Genomic DNA, 15,391 nt, shown 5'->3' with positions numbered 1-15,391 from the left:
GCCAGGCTCTTTACTGCAGCAGCCGCTCGGGGTTCGCGTCGAGCTTGGCGAGCGCATCGCGCGTGGCCCGCACGGTGAGCGCTTCTTCCTCGGTCGGCACCAGCAGCCCCGCTTGCAGGTAGGCGGCCAGGCGCTTCAGCTGAATGAGGTAGCTGCGCCCGTCGCGCGAGGCGAAGAGGTGCAGCTGCTTGCGGTCGCTGCGCCACACGTACTGCACCTGCGCCGGCTGCCCGTTGTGGTCGAGCGTGAACCAGTTGCCCTGCTGCAGCTCCTGCGCCCATGCGAGCATCGCCGCGTTCGGCATCGAGCCGCCGTCGGCGATCACTTCGATCATCGAAGCATCGATGCCCAGCATCATCTCGATGCTCTCCTGGTCGAGCGGCAGGTCTTCGCCCGGATCGTCGCTCACGTAGTCTTCGAGATTCGCGAGGCGCTTGCCCAGTTCCTCGATCTGCGCCTGCGGAATGGATTCCGTCTTGGAGAGAAAGGCATCGGCCATCGTGTCGCCGATGCGCTTGATGTGCTCTTCCTGATCGGCCGCCTGCAGCCCGAGCAGGCCCATGCCCTCGCGCAGCTTCTGCAGGAGCTTGGGCAGCTCCTGGATCACGCGGCCGCGCTCGGCGCGATTGGGCTTGGCGCTCGCGGCCCACACCAGGTCGGGCGCGCACTTCTTGAGACTGGCGGTCTGCTCGTGCTGCGGGCCGTACTTCACGGCCGAAACGGCGAGCACCTCGGCCCAGACCTTGAAGAGGAATTCGCGGATTTCTTCTCGCACCGGCACGTTCGTGAGGAGCTTGCGCATCTCGATCGTGTACTGGATCGCGAGCGTTTCCTTCTGCTCCACCTGCTGCGCGACGCTCACGAGCTTTTGCGTCGGGCCCTTTTCGGTGAGGAAGCGGGAGAGAAACTTCTGGAATTCGTCGTAGACGAGCTGAAACACGCGGCGGCCCGTCTCCGGATACTGCTCGATCACCTGCACGACGCGCTTGATCTCGATTTCGAGTGCGCTGCCCGAAATGGCGGCCGTGTCGAAACCGAGCACGCACGAGCCCATGCGGTCGATCAGCTGGCGCGCCGGATGTTCGAGCGAGCCGAAGAATTCGGGCTCGGCGATCGCCACGCGCAACACGGGCATCTGCAATCGCGCGAACCAGACGCGCACCGCCGCCGGGATGCGCTCCTCCGACAGGATGCTCTGGAACATGAGCGCCACGATCTCGATGATCGCCTTTTCGGACTGCGTGGAGGCCTTGCGCTTCAGCTCGGTCGTGCGGTGCCGCAGATCGAGCGCGATTTCCTCGACGTCCGCATCGTCGTAGACCACGATGTCGCCGGCCGCCTGCGTGCGCGTATGCACCTGCGTCTGCACCTGAGTCTGAACGTGCGCCTGATGCTGCGTGATCGCCTGCGCGAGGCCCGGCGAGGCCGCGGAGCCCTGCTGCGCATCGAAGCCGGCCTTGTCGGTGAGAAGGCGCTTCAGCTGCCCGAGCACGCCGCTCGCCCGCGCGCGTGCCCGCGCGAGCGGCGTGGTGGCCGTCTGCATCCGCGTCTCGTCGTGGACTCCCCCGGGGCCCGCATAGCCACTGGAGCCGGCATATCCGCTGCTGCCCGGCCCCGAAGGACCGGCGCCGGCGCCGATGCGCGGCCCGCCCTCCGCGCCGGAGTAGTTGCCTGCGCCATGACCGCCCGCACCGCCCGCGCCGCCGCCCGAGCCGCCCGGCGCGCCGCCATAGCCACCCGCGTGTCCGGACCCTTGACCGGCCGCATGACCTGACCCTTGACCGCCCGCGTACCCGCCCGCACCTGAGCTCCCGTATGCTGCGCCGCCCGGGCTCGCCTGCGCGTGTCCGCCGTACGCGCCAGCCGGGCCGGGGCCGCCACCCGCATAGCCTCCACCGGCGTAGGCACCGGCTGGGCCGCCGCCGTGTCCACCCCCGTATCCGCCACCTGAACCGGGCCCGCCGCTGCCGGGCGCGCCGTGGCCTCCCATCCCGCCCAGCGTGGGCCCGTCGCCGCTCAGCGCGCCGGGCTGGCTTGCGCCGAAACCGCCCTGCGTTGCGTCGCCCCCGCGGCGCCCACCGGGCCCGGCAGGGGGCCTCTTCACTCGCGCGCTCAGTTCGATATCGCGCAGCACGCCCTGGCTCACGAGGAAAGCGTTGGCGGCCTGGTAGCCCTTCACCATGGCCTGGATCACGTGCTCGTGGATCAGGTCCTTCACGAGCGTCCAGGTCTCGCGCTTCAGCCCGCTCGCCGTCCACTGCTCGACCATGTTCTGCGCCGCCGCCTCGGGCCGCAGCACGTCTTCCGTGGCGAGGTCGTCGCCGCCTTCGAGATGCTGGATGCGCAGCTTGAGCTCGTTCAGGTCCCACACCGCCTTCTCGCCCACCGACAGCGCCAGACGCGACGCGAGAATCTTGTTTTCCACGACGTCATCGCCGATCAGCTCGAGATTCATCATCTCGAGGCGCACACGGGCCGTCGCGGTGGGCGGCACCAGGGCCCGGCGCCAGGCCTCGAGCGTGCCTTGCACCCACTTCACGCGCGCCCGATCGAATTCGAGCATGCCGTCGCGGCGCTCCTGCATCTCGCGCATGTTGGTGGCCGCATCGGTGAGTTCGATGAGCCGCGAGCGGATCGCATCCGCCAGCCCCGGCAGCATGGTCGCGAGATGCCCCACGAACTGTTCACGCGCGGCACGCGCCAGAGGCGCGGTCGTGGGCGTGAGGGGCGAAACCATGGGCTGGCAGCGAAGCTACACCACGGCGCCGGCGTTGGGATCGGCGGGATCGTTCTCGCCCCGCTTGCGTTCGCCCTTCACGAGGTCCTCGCGCTTGATGCCCAGCCACATCGCGATCGCGGCGGCCACGAAAACCGACGAATAGATGCCAAAGAGGATGCCGATCGTGAGCGCGAGCGCGAAGTAGTGCAGCGTGGCGCCGCCGAACAGGAGCATCGACAGCACCATCGCCTGCGTGCAGCCGTGCGTGATGATCGTGCGGCTGATGGTCGACGTGATCGCGTTGTCGATGATCTGCATCGTGGTCATCTTGCGGTAGCGCCGGAAGTTCTCGCGAATGCGGTCGAAGATCACGACCGACTCGTTCACCGAGTAGCCGAGCACCGCGAGCACCGCGGCCAGCACCGACAGCGAGAACTCCCACTGGAAGAACGCGAAGAAGCCGAGGATGATCACCACGTCGTGCAGGTTGGCGATGATGGCCGCGACCGCGAATTTCCATTCGAACCGCACGGCGAGATACAGCATGATGCCGACCACCACCATGGCAAGCGCCTTCAGGCCGTCGGTCGCGAGTTCCTCTCCCACCTGGGGGCCGACGAATTCGGTGCGCTTGAGCGACACGGCGGGGTCGCCCGCGCGCAGCGCCGCGAGCACCTTCTCGCTTTGCTGCGCGGAGCTCACACCCTTTTGCGCGGGCAGCCGGATGATGATGTCGCGCGCGGTGCCGAAGTTCTGCACCTGCACGTCCGAAAAGCCGAGGGCCGCCACGGTGCCGCGCACCTGCTCCACCTGAGCGGGCTGCGGATAGGTCACCTCCATCACTGTCCCGCCGGTGAACTCCACCGACAGGTGCAGGCCTTGCGTGCCCAGGAAATACACCGCCGCGAGGAACGTCACCAGCGAGATGATGTTGAACACCAGCGCATGCCGCATGAACGGGATGTCGCGCCGGATCTTGAAGAACTCCACCAGTTGCTCCTTGTAACGTCCTGCGCCAGGACGATCGTCATTGCGCCTTCGTTATAGCGCCTTCGGCGGTGTGCCGCCAGACGGTGCCGATCGAGACGGACTTCAGCTTCTTTTGCCGGCCGTACCACCAGTTCACGAGGCCGCGCGAGAAGAACACCGCCGAGAACATCGAAGTGAGAATGCCGATGCAGTGCACCACCGCGAAGCCGCGCACGGGGCCCGAGCCGAAGATGAGAAGCGCGAGACCGGCGATCAGCGTCGTCACGTTCGAGTCGAGGATCGTCGCCCAGGCACGGTCGTAGCCCGCGTGGATCGCGGCCTGCGGCGACACGCCGCCGCGCAGTTCCTCGCGCACGCGTTCGTTGATCAGCACGTTCGAGTCGATCGCCATGCCGAGCGCAAGCGCCATGGCCGCCATGCCGGGCAGCGTGAGCGTGGCCTGAAGCATGGAGAGCACCGCCACCAGCAGCAGCAGGTTCACTCCGAGCGCGATCGCCGAGAACAAGCCGAAGAGGTGGTAGTAGAGCACCATGAACACGCAGATGCCGGCGAAGCCCCAGGCGACGCTGTGAAAGCCCTTGGCGATGTTCTCGGCGCCGAGCGTCGGGCCGATCGTCATCTCCTCGATGATCTCCATCGGCGCGGCCAGCGAGCCGGCGCGCAGGAGCAGCGCCACGTCGTTGGCCTCCACGGTCGTCATGCGGCCCGAGATCTGCACGCGGCCGCCGCCGATTTCGCTGCGGATCACGGGCGCCGTCACGACTTCGCCCTTGCCCTTTTCGAACAGGAGGATCGCCATGCGCTTGCCGACGTTTTCGCGCGTCGTGTCGCGAAAGATGCGCGCTCCCTTGGAGTCGAGCGTGAGGTGCACCGCCGGCTCCTGCGTCTGGCTGTCGAAGCCCGGCTGCGCGTCCGAGAGGTTCTCGCCCGTGAGGATCACCTGCTTCTTCACGATCACGGCGTGGCCTTCCCGGTCGGCATAGCGCTCGTCGCCGAACGGCACGGGGCCCGTGCCCAGTTCGGCCGCGCGGCCTTCGGCGCTCTCGTCGACCATGCGCACTTCCAGCGTCGCGGTGCGCCCCAGGATTTCCTTCGCGCGGGCCGTGTCCTGCACGCCCGGCAGCTGCACCACGATGCGGTCCAGCCCCTGCTGCTGGATCACCGGCTCGGCGACGCCCAGCTCGTTGATCCGGTTGTGCAGCGTGACCATGTTCTGCTTGAGCGCCTGCTCCTGCACCTTGCGCGCCGCCTCGGGCCTGATCGTCGCCGTGAGCTTGTATCCCGTGCCCTCGGGCTGGTCGGCCACGAGCAGGTCGGGGAAGGATTCGGCGATCACGGCCTTCGCCTGCCCCAGCGTGGCGCTGTCGCGAAAGAGGACCTCGATCGTCTGCGCATTGCGCGTGATGCCGGAATGGCGGATGTTCTTCTCGCGAAACGTCGTGCGCAGGTCGCCCGAGAACGCCTCGGCCTTCTTGGTGAGCGCCGCCTGCATGTCCACCTGCAGCATGAAGTGCACGCCCCCGCGCAGGTCGAGGCCGAGGTACATGGGCGCGGCGCGCAAGGCTGTCAGCCACGACGGCGAGCGCGACAGCAGGTTGAGCGCCACCACGTAGCCCGCGTCGTTGGGGTCGGGCACGAGCGCGTGCTGGATCACGTCCTTGGCCTTCAGCTGCGTGTCGGTCGTCTCGAAGCGCACCTTCACGGAGTTCGCATCGCGCGCCACGACGTCGGGCTTGATGCCCGCCGAGGCGAGCGCCTGCACGATGCGCGTCTCGGTGGTCGCGTCGATCTTCACGCTCGACTTGGCCGACGACACCTGCACGGCGGGCGCCTCGCCGAAGAAGTTCGGCAGGGCATAGACGAGCCCCACCAGCAGTGCGATCACGATGATCGCGTATTTCCAGACGGGATACCGGTTCATAGACTTCCGACAGGACTGAAGCGACGCGCACCGCGAAGCGGCCGCGTTCTCACCTCATTTCATCGTACCGCGCGGCAGCACCTGCACGACCGCGCTGCGCTGCAATTGCACTTCCACGCCGCTCGCGATCTCCACGCCCAGGTAGGTGTCGCCGAGCCTGGTCACCTTGCCGATCAGGCCGCCCGCCGTGGCCACCTCGTCGCCCTTCGCAAGCGCATCGACCATGGTCTTGTGCTCCTTTTGCCGCTTCATCTGCGGCCGGATCATCACGAAATACATGACCACGAGCAGCAGGATCGGGAAGGCGAGCGTGTCCATGCCGAACATGCTGCCGCCCGCCGCGGGCGCGGTCTGGGCATAGGCTGAGGAAATCAAGAACACGAAAGTGGCTCCAGTGGATGTTCGAGGCTCGTGACCCGCCCGCAGGCGATCACGGCACCCCCGGGGTGCCGTGCGAGCGGAAAGCATTCGATTGTATGCCGCGGCCCGCGGGCCCGCCGGTTCAGGCGGCCACGCGAGCGTCCGCCGGGGTCTCGGCGAACTGCCGCACGAGCCGCTCCCACTGCGGGCGCACCGCCGCCAGATGGCGCGCCTTCACGTGGCCGAAGCCGCGAATCTGCTCGGGCAGCCGGGCGATCTCGAGCGCCAGCGCGTGATTGGCGGGGTTGAGCTTCGCAAGAATCGCCTCGACGGTGGCGCGGTACTCGACGATCAGCGCGCGTTCGGTGCGGCGCTCTTCCGTGCGGCCGAACACGTCGAACACCGTGCCGCGCAGGCCCTTCAGCTTGGCCAGCAGGCGCAAAGCGAGCACCGTGGAGGGGCCGAACCTGCGCTTCACGAGCTCGCCCTTCTCGTTGTGCTTCGCGATGAGCGGCGGCGCGAGATGGTAGTGAATCCTGAAGTCGCCTTCGAACTGCCCGGCGATCCGTTCGCGAAAACCCGTTGCGGTATGCAGCCGCGCGACCTCGTACTCGTCCTTGTACGCCATCAGCTTGAAAAGGGATTTCGCGACCGACTCGGCGAGAGACGACTTGCCAAGCGGCGCTTCGGCGGCGCGTACCTTCGCCACGAAATCGCGATACGCCTGCGCATACGCGGCGTCCTGGTAGTCCGCGAGGAATTCGGCGCGGCGCGCCACGATGGTGTCGAGCGTCTCGCGCTTCTTCAGCTCGATCACCTGCGCGGGCGCGAGCACCTTCTCGACCGCGGCCCAGTCGTGCGCCGCGCGGCGGCCCCATTCGAACGCGGCCTTGTTCTTCTCGACCGTGACGCCGTTCAGCTCGATCGCGCGCAGGAGCGACTCGCGCGCAAGGGGAATCCAGCCTTTTTGCCAGGCGAAGCCGAGCATCATCGGGTTGGTGTAGATGCTGTCGCCGAGCAGCTTCGACGAAGCCGCTTCCGCGTTGAAGGCCGCGAGCGCTTCGGCGCCGACCGTCTTGCCGATCTCGAGCGCGCAGGCATCCGACGGATCGGTCCAGTTCGCGTTCTTCACGAAAGCCGCCGTGGGCGCGCTGTGGCCGTTGAGCGCGACCTTCGTGCGGCCCGGCCGCATGCGCATCACGGTTTCCTTGCCGCCGGTCACGATCGGGTCGCAGCCGATCACGACGTCCGCGCCGGCCATGCCCACGCGCGTCGTGCGGATCTCGTCCTGCGACGGCGCGACGAGCACGTGGCTCCACGTCGCGCCGCCTTTTTGCGCGAGACCGGCCGCGTCCTGCGTGACGATGCCCTTGCCTTCCATGTGCGCGGCCATGCCCAGCAACTGCCCGATGGTGATCACGCCGGTGCCGCCGACACCCGCCACCACGATGCCGTAGGCGCCTTGCAGCACGGGCAACGCGGGTTCGGGCAACTCGCCGAGATCGAAGGGAGAAGGCATCTGCCGGCTTGCCTTCTTCTTCAGGGCCCCGCCTTCCACCGTCACGAAGCTCGGGCAGAAACCCTTCAGGCAGCTCGTGTCCTTGTTGCAGGTGCTCTGGTTGATCGTGCGCTTGCGCCCGAACTCGGTTTCGAGCGGCTCGACGGACAGGCAGTTGGACTTCACGCCGCAGTCGCCGCAGCCTTCGCACACGAGCTCGTTGATCATCACGCGCACGGCCGGATCGGCCATCGTGCCGCGCTTCCTGCGGCGGCGCTTCTCGGTGGCGCAGGTCTGGTCGTAGATGATGGCCGTGCAGCCGGCAATCTCGCGCAGTTCGCGCTGGATGCGATCGAGCTCGTCGCGATGATGCACTTCGACTCCGGGCGGCAGCTTCGCCACCGTGTACTTCTCCGGCTGGTCCGTGACGACCACCTGCTTCGCCACGCCCTCGGCCGCGAGGCTGTGCGAGATCTGGATCACCGAGTGGCCCTCGGGCCGCTCGCCCACCTGCTGGCCGCCGGTCATCGCGACGGCATCGTTGTAGAGGATCTTGTAGGTGATGTTCACGCCCGCGGCGATCGACTGGCGGATCGCGAGCGAGCCGCTGTGGAAGTACGTGCCGTCGCCCAGGTTGGCGAAGATGTGCCTGTCGTTCGAAAACGGCTGCATGCCCACCCACGGCACGCCCTCGCCGCCCATCTGGGTGAAGCCGATGGTCGCGCGGTCCATCCACGTCGCCATGAAGTGGCAGCCGATGCCCGCCATCGCGCGCGAGCCTTCGGGCACGACGGTGGACGTGTTGTGCGGGCAGCCCGAGCAGAACCACGGCTGCCGGTCGCCCTTCACTTCCACGACCTGCATCGCGGCTTCCTTCGCTTGCAGGATCGCAAGCTGCGAGTCGATGCGGGCGGCCGTGTCGGAATCGATCCCCATCTTCTCGAGGCGCCTTGCGATGGCGCGCGCGATGATGGCGGGCGACAGGTCCGCATTGGCACGCAGCAGCGCATTGGCCGTGGGATTGGGCATCGACCATTCGCCGCCGGAGAAGTCGCCCTCCACTTCGTCGAACTTGCCGAGCACGTGCGGGCGCACGTCGGCTCGCCAGTTGTAGAGCTCTTCCTTCAGCTGGTATTCGATCACCTGGCGCTTTTCTTCCACCACCAGGATCTCGCGCAGGCCGGTTGCGAATTCGCGCGTGATCTGCGCCTCCAGCGGCCACACCACGGCGACTTTGTGCACGCGGATGCCGAGGCGGCGGCAGGTCTCGTCGTCCAGCCCGAGATCGAGCAGCGCCTGGCGCGTGTCGTTGTACGCCTTGCCGCTCGCGATGATGCCGAAGCGGTCGTGCGGCCCTTCGATCACGTTGTGGTTCAGCCGGTTCGCGCGGATGTACGCGAGCGCGGCATACCACTTGTAGTCGAAGAGGCGCGCCTCCTGTTCGAGCGCGTGATCGGGCCAGCGGATGTGCACGCCGCCCGGAGGCATCTGGAAATCGGTGGGCACGTGAATCGGCACGCGCTGCGGATCGATCATCGCCGTCGCGCTCGACTCGACGATCTCCTGGATCGTCTTCATGGCGGTCCACACGCCCGCATAGCGGCTCATCGCGAACGCGTGCAGGCCGAGGTCGAGGATCTCCTGCACGTTCGCCGGAAAGAATACCGGCAGCCCGCAGGCCTTGAAGATGTGGTCGCTCTGGTGCGCGGCCGTGGAGCTCTTCGAGACGTGGTCGTCGCCCGCGACCGCGATCACGCCGCCGAAGGGCGTGGTGCCCGCCATGTTGGCGTGCTTGAAGACGTCGGAGCAGCGGTCCACGCCCGGCCCCTTGCCGTACCAGATGCCGAACACGCCGTCGAACCGGTTGCTGCCCGCCGGGGCGAAGCCGAGCTGCTGCGTGCCCCAGATCGCGGTGGCCGCGAGCTCCTCGTTCACGCCGGGCTGAAAGACGATGTTCTGCGCCTGCAGGAACTTCTTCGCCTTCCAGAGCGCCTGGTCGTAGCCGCCGAGCGGCGAGCCGCGGTAGCCGCTCACGAAGCCCGCGGTGTTCTTCCCGGCGAGCGCGTCGCGCTGGCGCTGCAGCATCGGCAGCTTCACGAGCGCCTGCACGCCGCTCATGAAGGCGCGGCCGTAATCGAGGGAGTACTTGTCGTCGAGCGTGACGGTCTCGAGCGCCTTGCGGATGTGCTCGGGCAGTGGTGCGTTCATGGCGGGGACATCTCCAGGAGGTCGCGAAAGTGTAGAACCGCGGGACGGATATGTCTTTGCTTTCTTTGCCTGAATCGAGGCGGAACGAGAAAGAATCTTTCGCCAACCTGGGGTTTCGGCGATGAACCGGCCGGCGAGACCCGCGACGGCGTACCGATCCTGCGCAGGCGCGCGCTTGACTCACAATGCCGCGATGCGCGCGTCCCATGCCGGCTCGCGCGCTGCAACCGAAGGCCCATTCCATGTCATCCCCGCCGGACACCCTCGACAAGTTCGACGTCGCCATCCTGCAGGAATTGCAAGCGGACGGCCGCCTCACGAATGCCGAGCTCGCCCAGCGTGTCGGCCTCTCGGCCGCGCCCTGCTGGCGGCGCGTGCGCGCGCTGGAAGAAGCCGGCTACATCAAGGGTTATCGCGCCGAAATCGACCGTCACCGCATCGGCCTGGGCGTGCTCGCCTTCGTGCGGCTCGATGCCGACCGCAACACCGGCGAGCGCACGAAGGAGATGGAAGACGCGATCCGCAAGATCCCAGAGATCGTCTCGTGCCACTACATCAGCGGCGCGGGAACGTTCGAGCTGCAGGTGGTCTCGCGCGACCTCGACTCGTTCGCGCAGTTCGCGCGCAAGGTGCTCATCAACCTGCCGAACGTGAAGGACATCCACACGAGTTTTTCCCTGGGAGAGGTGAAGTCGTCGAGCGCGCTGCCGCTTGCGCATCTCACCAGGAAGACGAAGTAGGCAGGTGCTCTCGGCCCTCACCACCGCGGCCAGAGCACCCACAGCCTGAGCGGCTGCTTCAGCCGCCCGGCGATCTCGCCCGCGTCCGGACCCGAACCCACGAAGTAGTCCGCGCGCACCGCGCCCGTGATGGCACTGCCGGTGTCCTGCGCGAAAACGAGACGCTGCAGGGTCATGAGCGGCCCGGGCGATGCGAGCCACACCGGCGTGCCGTAAGGAATCGCATTCGAATCCACCGCGATCGATCGCCCCGGCGTGAGCGCGACGCCCTGCGCGCCACGCGGCCCGGCCGACGCGTCCGGATCGGCGAGCGCCTCCTCGCGGAAGAACACGTAGCGCGGATTGCTCCAGAGCATCTCCTGCACGCGCCCCGGGTTCTGCGCGGCCCACGCCTTGATGCCGGGCCACGATGCGTCGCGCAGCGCGCCTTGCTGCAGCAGCCAGTTGCCCACGCTGCGATAGGGCTCGCCGTTGCTCCCCGCGAACGCAAGGCGCACGAGCCGCACGCGGCCGTCGGGCTCGGTGATGCGAAGGCGCCCCGAGCCCTGCACCTGCAGCGAGAGCGCATCCAGCGGATCGGCCACGAACGCGATCTCCCGTCCGCGCAACGCGTCTCGCGCCTCGGGCAGCGTATCGATCTCCCGGCGCGTGTACCAGCCCCTTGCCTGCGCGAGATTCTCCGGCGGGCGGTACAAGGGCACCGCATTCGCCGTCGTGGGCAGCCGCGTCGCGTCGATCACCGGCTCGAAGTAGCCGGTGAGAAGGCCCTCGCTCGCGCCCTGCGGCGATTCGACGCGATACGGCTGCAGACGTTGCATGAGCCAGTCGCGCTGCTCCTCGGGGCTTGCGAGGACGAGCCTGCGCACTTCGGGACACAGCGCGCCCGTCACGGGCTGGGGCCGCTCGCAGTTGCGCAGCCATGCGTTCCACGCCTCGTTGAGCGCGTCGTCGGCAACACCGGGAAGCTCGGACCAGCGCACCGGCTGCCAGCGCGCGTTGCCGCGCACCAGGGCGGGCCCAAGCGGTACCTCATCGGCCGGCAGCCGCGCCGCCGGTGATGGCGCCGGCGCGGGCGCGCGGGCGGGCGGCGGCTCATCGCTTGGCAGCGGAAGGCTCGCGCAGCCCGCGAAGAAGAGCGCCGCCATGCATGCGATGATGCGTTCCATGTGGATCATTGTCCTGGAAGCCCTGCTCGCAATGGTGCTGCTGATCGGCATCGTGTGGTGGACGATGTTTTCGGGGCGGCCGCGCGGCGAGCCGCCTTCCGAACGCGAAGACTGATCAGGGCGTGCGCAGCAGGTTCGCGAGTTCCACCGCCGACTTCACTTCCATCTTGTCGAAGACGCGCGCGCGGTGCACCTCCACCGTGCGCACGCTGATGGAGAGCCGGTCGGCGATCAGCTTGTTGGGCACGCCCTTGGCAACGAGGCGCATCACGTCGCGTTCGCGTTCGGTGAGCTCCGCGAGGTGTTCCCGCACGCGATCGTGCTCGCGCCGCGCCGCCAGCACCTGCCCGGAACGCTCGAGCGCCTGCACGATCCGGTCGACCAGGGCGTTGTCGGAAAAAGGCTTCTCGCAGAAATCGAACGCGCCGCGCTTCACCATGTCCACCGCCGTCGGCACGTCGGCATGGCCGGTGAGGAAGATCACCGGCATCGCCTCGATCAGGCCGCGCTCAGCGAGCTTGTCGAAAAGCGCGAGGCCGCTCGTCCCGGGCATGCGCACATCGAGCAGCAGGCAGCACGGATGCGCGGGCTCGAAGCCCTGCGCGAGCATGGACTCGAACTCGTCGGCGCTCGCGAAACTCTCGGACAGCAAGTGGCGCGATCGCAGCAGCCACGCAAGCGCCTCGCGCACGCTCGCGTCGTCGTCGACGATGAACACGGTGGCATTGGCGGCAGGCTGCATGGACGAAAGGGAATGTGCGAATCTCGGGCGCGGAACATGTCGAGCCGGTCAGGCGATCAGGCGAATCAACCCCCAGGGCCGGGCGCCGCCGGCAGGGTGAACCGGAAAATCGTACCCTGCGGCCGCTGGGGCTCGAACCCGAGGAATCCCCCATGCTGTTCCACCACCGTGCGGCACAGCGACAGGCCAAGCCCCATGCCTTCGGCCTTGGTCGTGAAAAACGGCGTGAACAGCTGCTGCTTCACGTCCTCGGGAATGCCCGGCCCGCAGTCCGCGACCGAGAATTCGAGCCACGCCTTGCCACCGGCCGATTCCGCTGGCGCGACGCGGCGCACCTGGATGCGCAGCCACGGGTCGGCGACCTTCGCCCCGTCCATCGCCTGCATCGCATTGCGCGCGAGATTGAGCAGCACCTGCTCCACCATCGTGCGGTCGCATTGCACGCCCGGCAGGTCGTCGGACACGCGCGTGTCCACGCGCACGCCGAGCTTGCGCGCCTGCAGGTTCACGAGCGGCAGGACCGCGTCGATCAGCACGCGCGGCAGGACGTGCTCGCGTTCCTTGTCGCGGCGGCGCACGAAATCGTGCACGCTCTTGATCACGCGTCCCGCGCGGTCGGCCTGCTCGGCGATGCGATTCATCGCCAGTTCGAGCGAATCGGCGAGTTCGGTGTCGAGCCCCGCATGCACCGTCGCGGCTTCCCCTTCGCGCCGCGCGGCGAAATTGGAATCTGACCCCGATTTGTCCGGGTGATGCAGCAGATTGAGCGAGCCCGTCGCGTAGCTCGCGATCGCCGCGAGCGGCTGGTTCAGCTCGTGGCTCAGGAGGGAGGCCATTTCGCCCACGGTCGCGAGCCGCGCGGTCGCCTGCAGGCGGTCCTGGCTCGCGCGCGAGAGTTCCTCCACCCGCCGCTGCTCGCTGATGTCGAGCACCGCGCTCATCCAGCCGGTCTGCACGCCGTGCACGTTGATGAGAGGCGCTTCGATGATGAGCACCGGAAAGCGCGTGCCGTCCTTGCGCATGAAGACCGACTCGTAGCCCTCGCGCGGCGGCACGCCGTCGCTCGCGAGCCGGATCGCCTGGCGCTTGCGGTAGTCCTCGGCCGATTCGGGCGGCCAGTAAGGAGGCGGATGCGTGCGCAGGATCTCCTCGGGCGTGAAGCCGACCATGTTGCTGAAGGCCGGATTCACGTAGGTCGTGCGCCCCTGCAGGTCGCGCGCGCGCAGGCCCGTCACGAGCGAATCCTCCATCGCCTTGCGAAAGGCGAGTGCGTCGGCGAGATCCAGCTCCGCGCGCATGCGCCGGCGCATGTCGTGGCCCAGCATGAAGAGCACGACGATGAGCGCGATCGACATCGCCGTCACGAGCGCGGTGAGCACATTGGGAAACACGTCGGGCGCGGCACGCCACGCATCCACGCGCAGCACCATCGTCGCGCCCGGCAGGTCCACGAGCTGCTGCGAGGTGAAGACGCGCGAGCCGCGCCGAGCGACGCCATGCACCGCAAGCCGCGTGCCGTCCGCCTCCGTGAACGAGACTTCGTGGCTGCGCAGCACCTCGGGCCCGATCATGCTCGCGAGCATCTCCGGCAGCGCGTAGGTCGCCACGACGTAGCCGGTGAGCCGGCCCCCGCTCACCTGGCCGACGCACAGCTCCAGCACTTCGAGGCCGAGCCCGTCGACCTGCGGCACGAAATAGCTGCGCTCGTAGGAGGCCGAATTGATGCGGCGCGCATTGAGGCACGCCTGCTGCACGTCGGGCTGCGAATTCGCGCGTCCGAGCTTCTCGAAGACGGGCGAGCGATACGGCGAATCGACCGCGGCGATCGTGCCCAGCTGCGGGTCCCGCCATTCGAGGCGCACCAGCTCGCGATGGTCGTGCAGCATCGCCGCGGCCGAGTGCATCCATGCCTCGCGCGTCGGCTCTCCCGCCTGCAGGGCCTGCAGCGACTGCAGGTTGCGCGTGAGGGCCGAGCGCAAGTCGCCGAGCGCGTCGGCCGCATCGCGCTCGACCGACGCCTGCGCCCGGCTGGTCTCGTAGCGCCCCGCGAGCCACACCACCGTGCCGACCAGCGCGATGAGAAGGAAGGCGAGCACGCCCCAGAGCAGCCAGCGCAGCGATGCCGACAGCCACTTCGGCTGCGATGCCTCGTCCGCGTCTTCCTTCACGCTGTCCTCACGCCACGCCGCCGAAGCGCGGCCCCGTCCGCCGGCTCATAACACGCGATGCTCCAGCGCCGGCAGCTGCGAGCGCACCTGCGCGAGCCGCTCGCGGTCGAGCGAGGCCATCACCACGCCCGCGCCGGGCTCGTCGCGCCGCGCGAGCACCACGCCCCACGGGTCCACGATCATCGAATGGCCCCAGGTGCGGCGCCCGTTCTCGTGCTCGCCGCCCTGCGCGGGCGCGATCACGTACGCAAGGTTCTCCACCGCACGCGAGCGCAAGAGCAGCTCCCAGTGCGCCTCGCCCGTCACGTAGGTGAAGGCGCTCGGCACGAGCAGCACGTCGGCGGCCAGCGCACGATAGAGCTCGGGAAAGCGCAGGTCGTAGCAGACCGACATGCCGATGCGCCACGTCTCGGGATCGGCCCCGCCTTCGCCTTCGCCCCCGCGTGCCTTCAGCTCGAACGCGCGGGGCACCGCGCCGCTCTCGATCACGCGCGCTTCGTCGTAGCGCTCGCGCCCGTTGTCGAACTTGAACAGATGCATCTTGTCGTAGCGCGCCACGCGCTCGCCGAGCGGCGAATAGGCCATGCTCGTGTTGCGCACGCGATCGGCATCCCGCGCTTCGAGCGGCAGCGTCCCGCCCACGATCCAGAGCCGCAGATCGCGCGCGGCGCGGGCGAGGAAATCCTGCACGCGTCCCGCGCCTTCGGCTTCGCGCACGGCAAGCTTGTCACTGTCTTTGCGGCCCATGAGGCAGAAATATTCCGGCAGCACGGCAAGTTCGGCCCCGCCGCGGGCCGCCTCTTCGAGCAGCGCGCGCGCCGCCTCGAGGTTGGCCTCCACCGAAGTCCCGGACACCATCTGGATCGCTGCTGCCTGCAT

10 protein-coding genes are annotated in these 15,391 nt (G+C 68.2%); 1 reads left to right on the top strand and 9 read right to left on the bottom strand.

The features are described from left to right. Positions 1-10: 10 nt before the first annotated feature. From VHA82_RS25080 to VHA82_RS25060, 5 genes are all read right to left on the bottom strand, one after another. Positions 11-2,737 (bottom strand): DUF1631 family protein, encoded by a 2,727-nt coding sequence (locus VHA82_RS25080; RefSeq protein ID WP_325548448.1) that lies wholly within the window; start codon positions 2,735-2,737, stop codon positions 11-13. A 15-nt stretch (positions 2,738-2,752) separates the two neighbouring features. After that, on the bottom strand, positions 2,753-3,709 hold the full coding sequence (secF, locus tag VHA82_RS25075) for a protein translocase subunit SecF (RefSeq protein ID WP_325548446.1): 957 nt from the start codon (positions 3,707-3,709) through the stop codon (positions 2,753-2,755). A gap of 37 nt (positions 3,710-3,746) precedes the next feature. Beyond that, a complete protein-coding gene (secD, locus tag VHA82_RS25070; RefSeq protein WP_325548444.1) occupies positions 3,747-5,630 on the bottom strand; it encodes a protein translocase subunit SecD in 1,884 nt (627 codons plus the stop codon). Positions 5,631-5,684: 54 nt separating this feature from the next. Beyond that, a complete protein-coding gene (yajC, locus tag VHA82_RS25065) occupies positions 5,685-5,957 on the bottom strand; it encodes a preprotein translocase subunit YajC (protein WP_325548532.1) in 273 nt (90 codons plus the stop codon). A gap of 175 nt (positions 5,958-6,132) precedes the next feature. Next, positions 6,133-9,696 (bottom strand): indolepyruvate ferredoxin oxidoreductase family protein, encoded by a 3,564-nt coding sequence (locus VHA82_RS25060; RefSeq protein WP_325548442.1) that lies wholly within the window; start codon positions 9,694-9,696, stop codon positions 6,133-6,135. A 242-nt stretch (positions 9,697-9,938) separates the two neighbouring features. On the opposite strand from VHA82_RS25060, the gene VHA82_RS25055 reads away from it, so the two are divergent. Further along, positions 9,939-10,436, top strand: a complete 498-nt coding sequence (locus tag VHA82_RS25055; RefSeq protein WP_325548440.1) for an Lrp/AsnC family transcriptional regulator — start codon at positions 9,939-9,941, stop codon at positions 10,434-10,436. Positions 10,437-10,453: 17 nt separating this feature from the next. On the opposite strand, the gene VHA82_RS25050 is transcribed toward VHA82_RS25055, so the two are convergent. From VHA82_RS25050 to VHA82_RS25035, 4 genes are all read right to left on the bottom strand, one after another. Then, the gene (locus VHA82_RS25050; protein WP_325548438.1) at positions 10,454-11,611 is read right to left on the bottom strand and encodes a murein transglycosylase A; all 1,158 of its coding nucleotides are present in this window, start codon (positions 11,609-11,611) and stop codon (positions 10,454-10,456) included. A gap of 106 nt (positions 11,612-11,717) precedes the next feature. After that, positions 11,718-12,344 (bottom strand): response regulator transcription factor, encoded by a 627-nt coding sequence (locus VHA82_RS25045; protein WP_325548436.1) that lies wholly within the window; start codon positions 12,342-12,344, stop codon positions 11,718-11,720. Positions 12,345-12,409: 65 nt separating this feature from the next. Continuing rightward, a complete protein-coding gene (locus VHA82_RS25040) occupies positions 12,410-14,512 on the bottom strand; it encodes a sensor histidine kinase (protein WP_325548434.1) in 2,103 nt (700 codons plus the stop codon). A gap of 45 nt (positions 14,513-14,557) precedes the next feature. Further along, complete coding sequence (locus tag VHA82_RS25035) at positions 14,558-15,391, bottom strand: carbon-nitrogen hydrolase family protein (RefSeq protein ID WP_325548530.1); 834 nt, start codon at positions 15,389-15,391, stop codon at positions 14,558-14,560.

The sequence above is a fragment of the Ramlibacter sp. genome, from assembly GCF_035548915.1.
Lineage (GTDB): Bacteria > Pseudomonadota > Gammaproteobacteria > Burkholderiales > Burkholderiaceae_C > Ramlibacter.
Note: the sequence above shows the minus strand (reverse complement) of the source record. Positions and strands in the feature narration are given on the sequence as shown.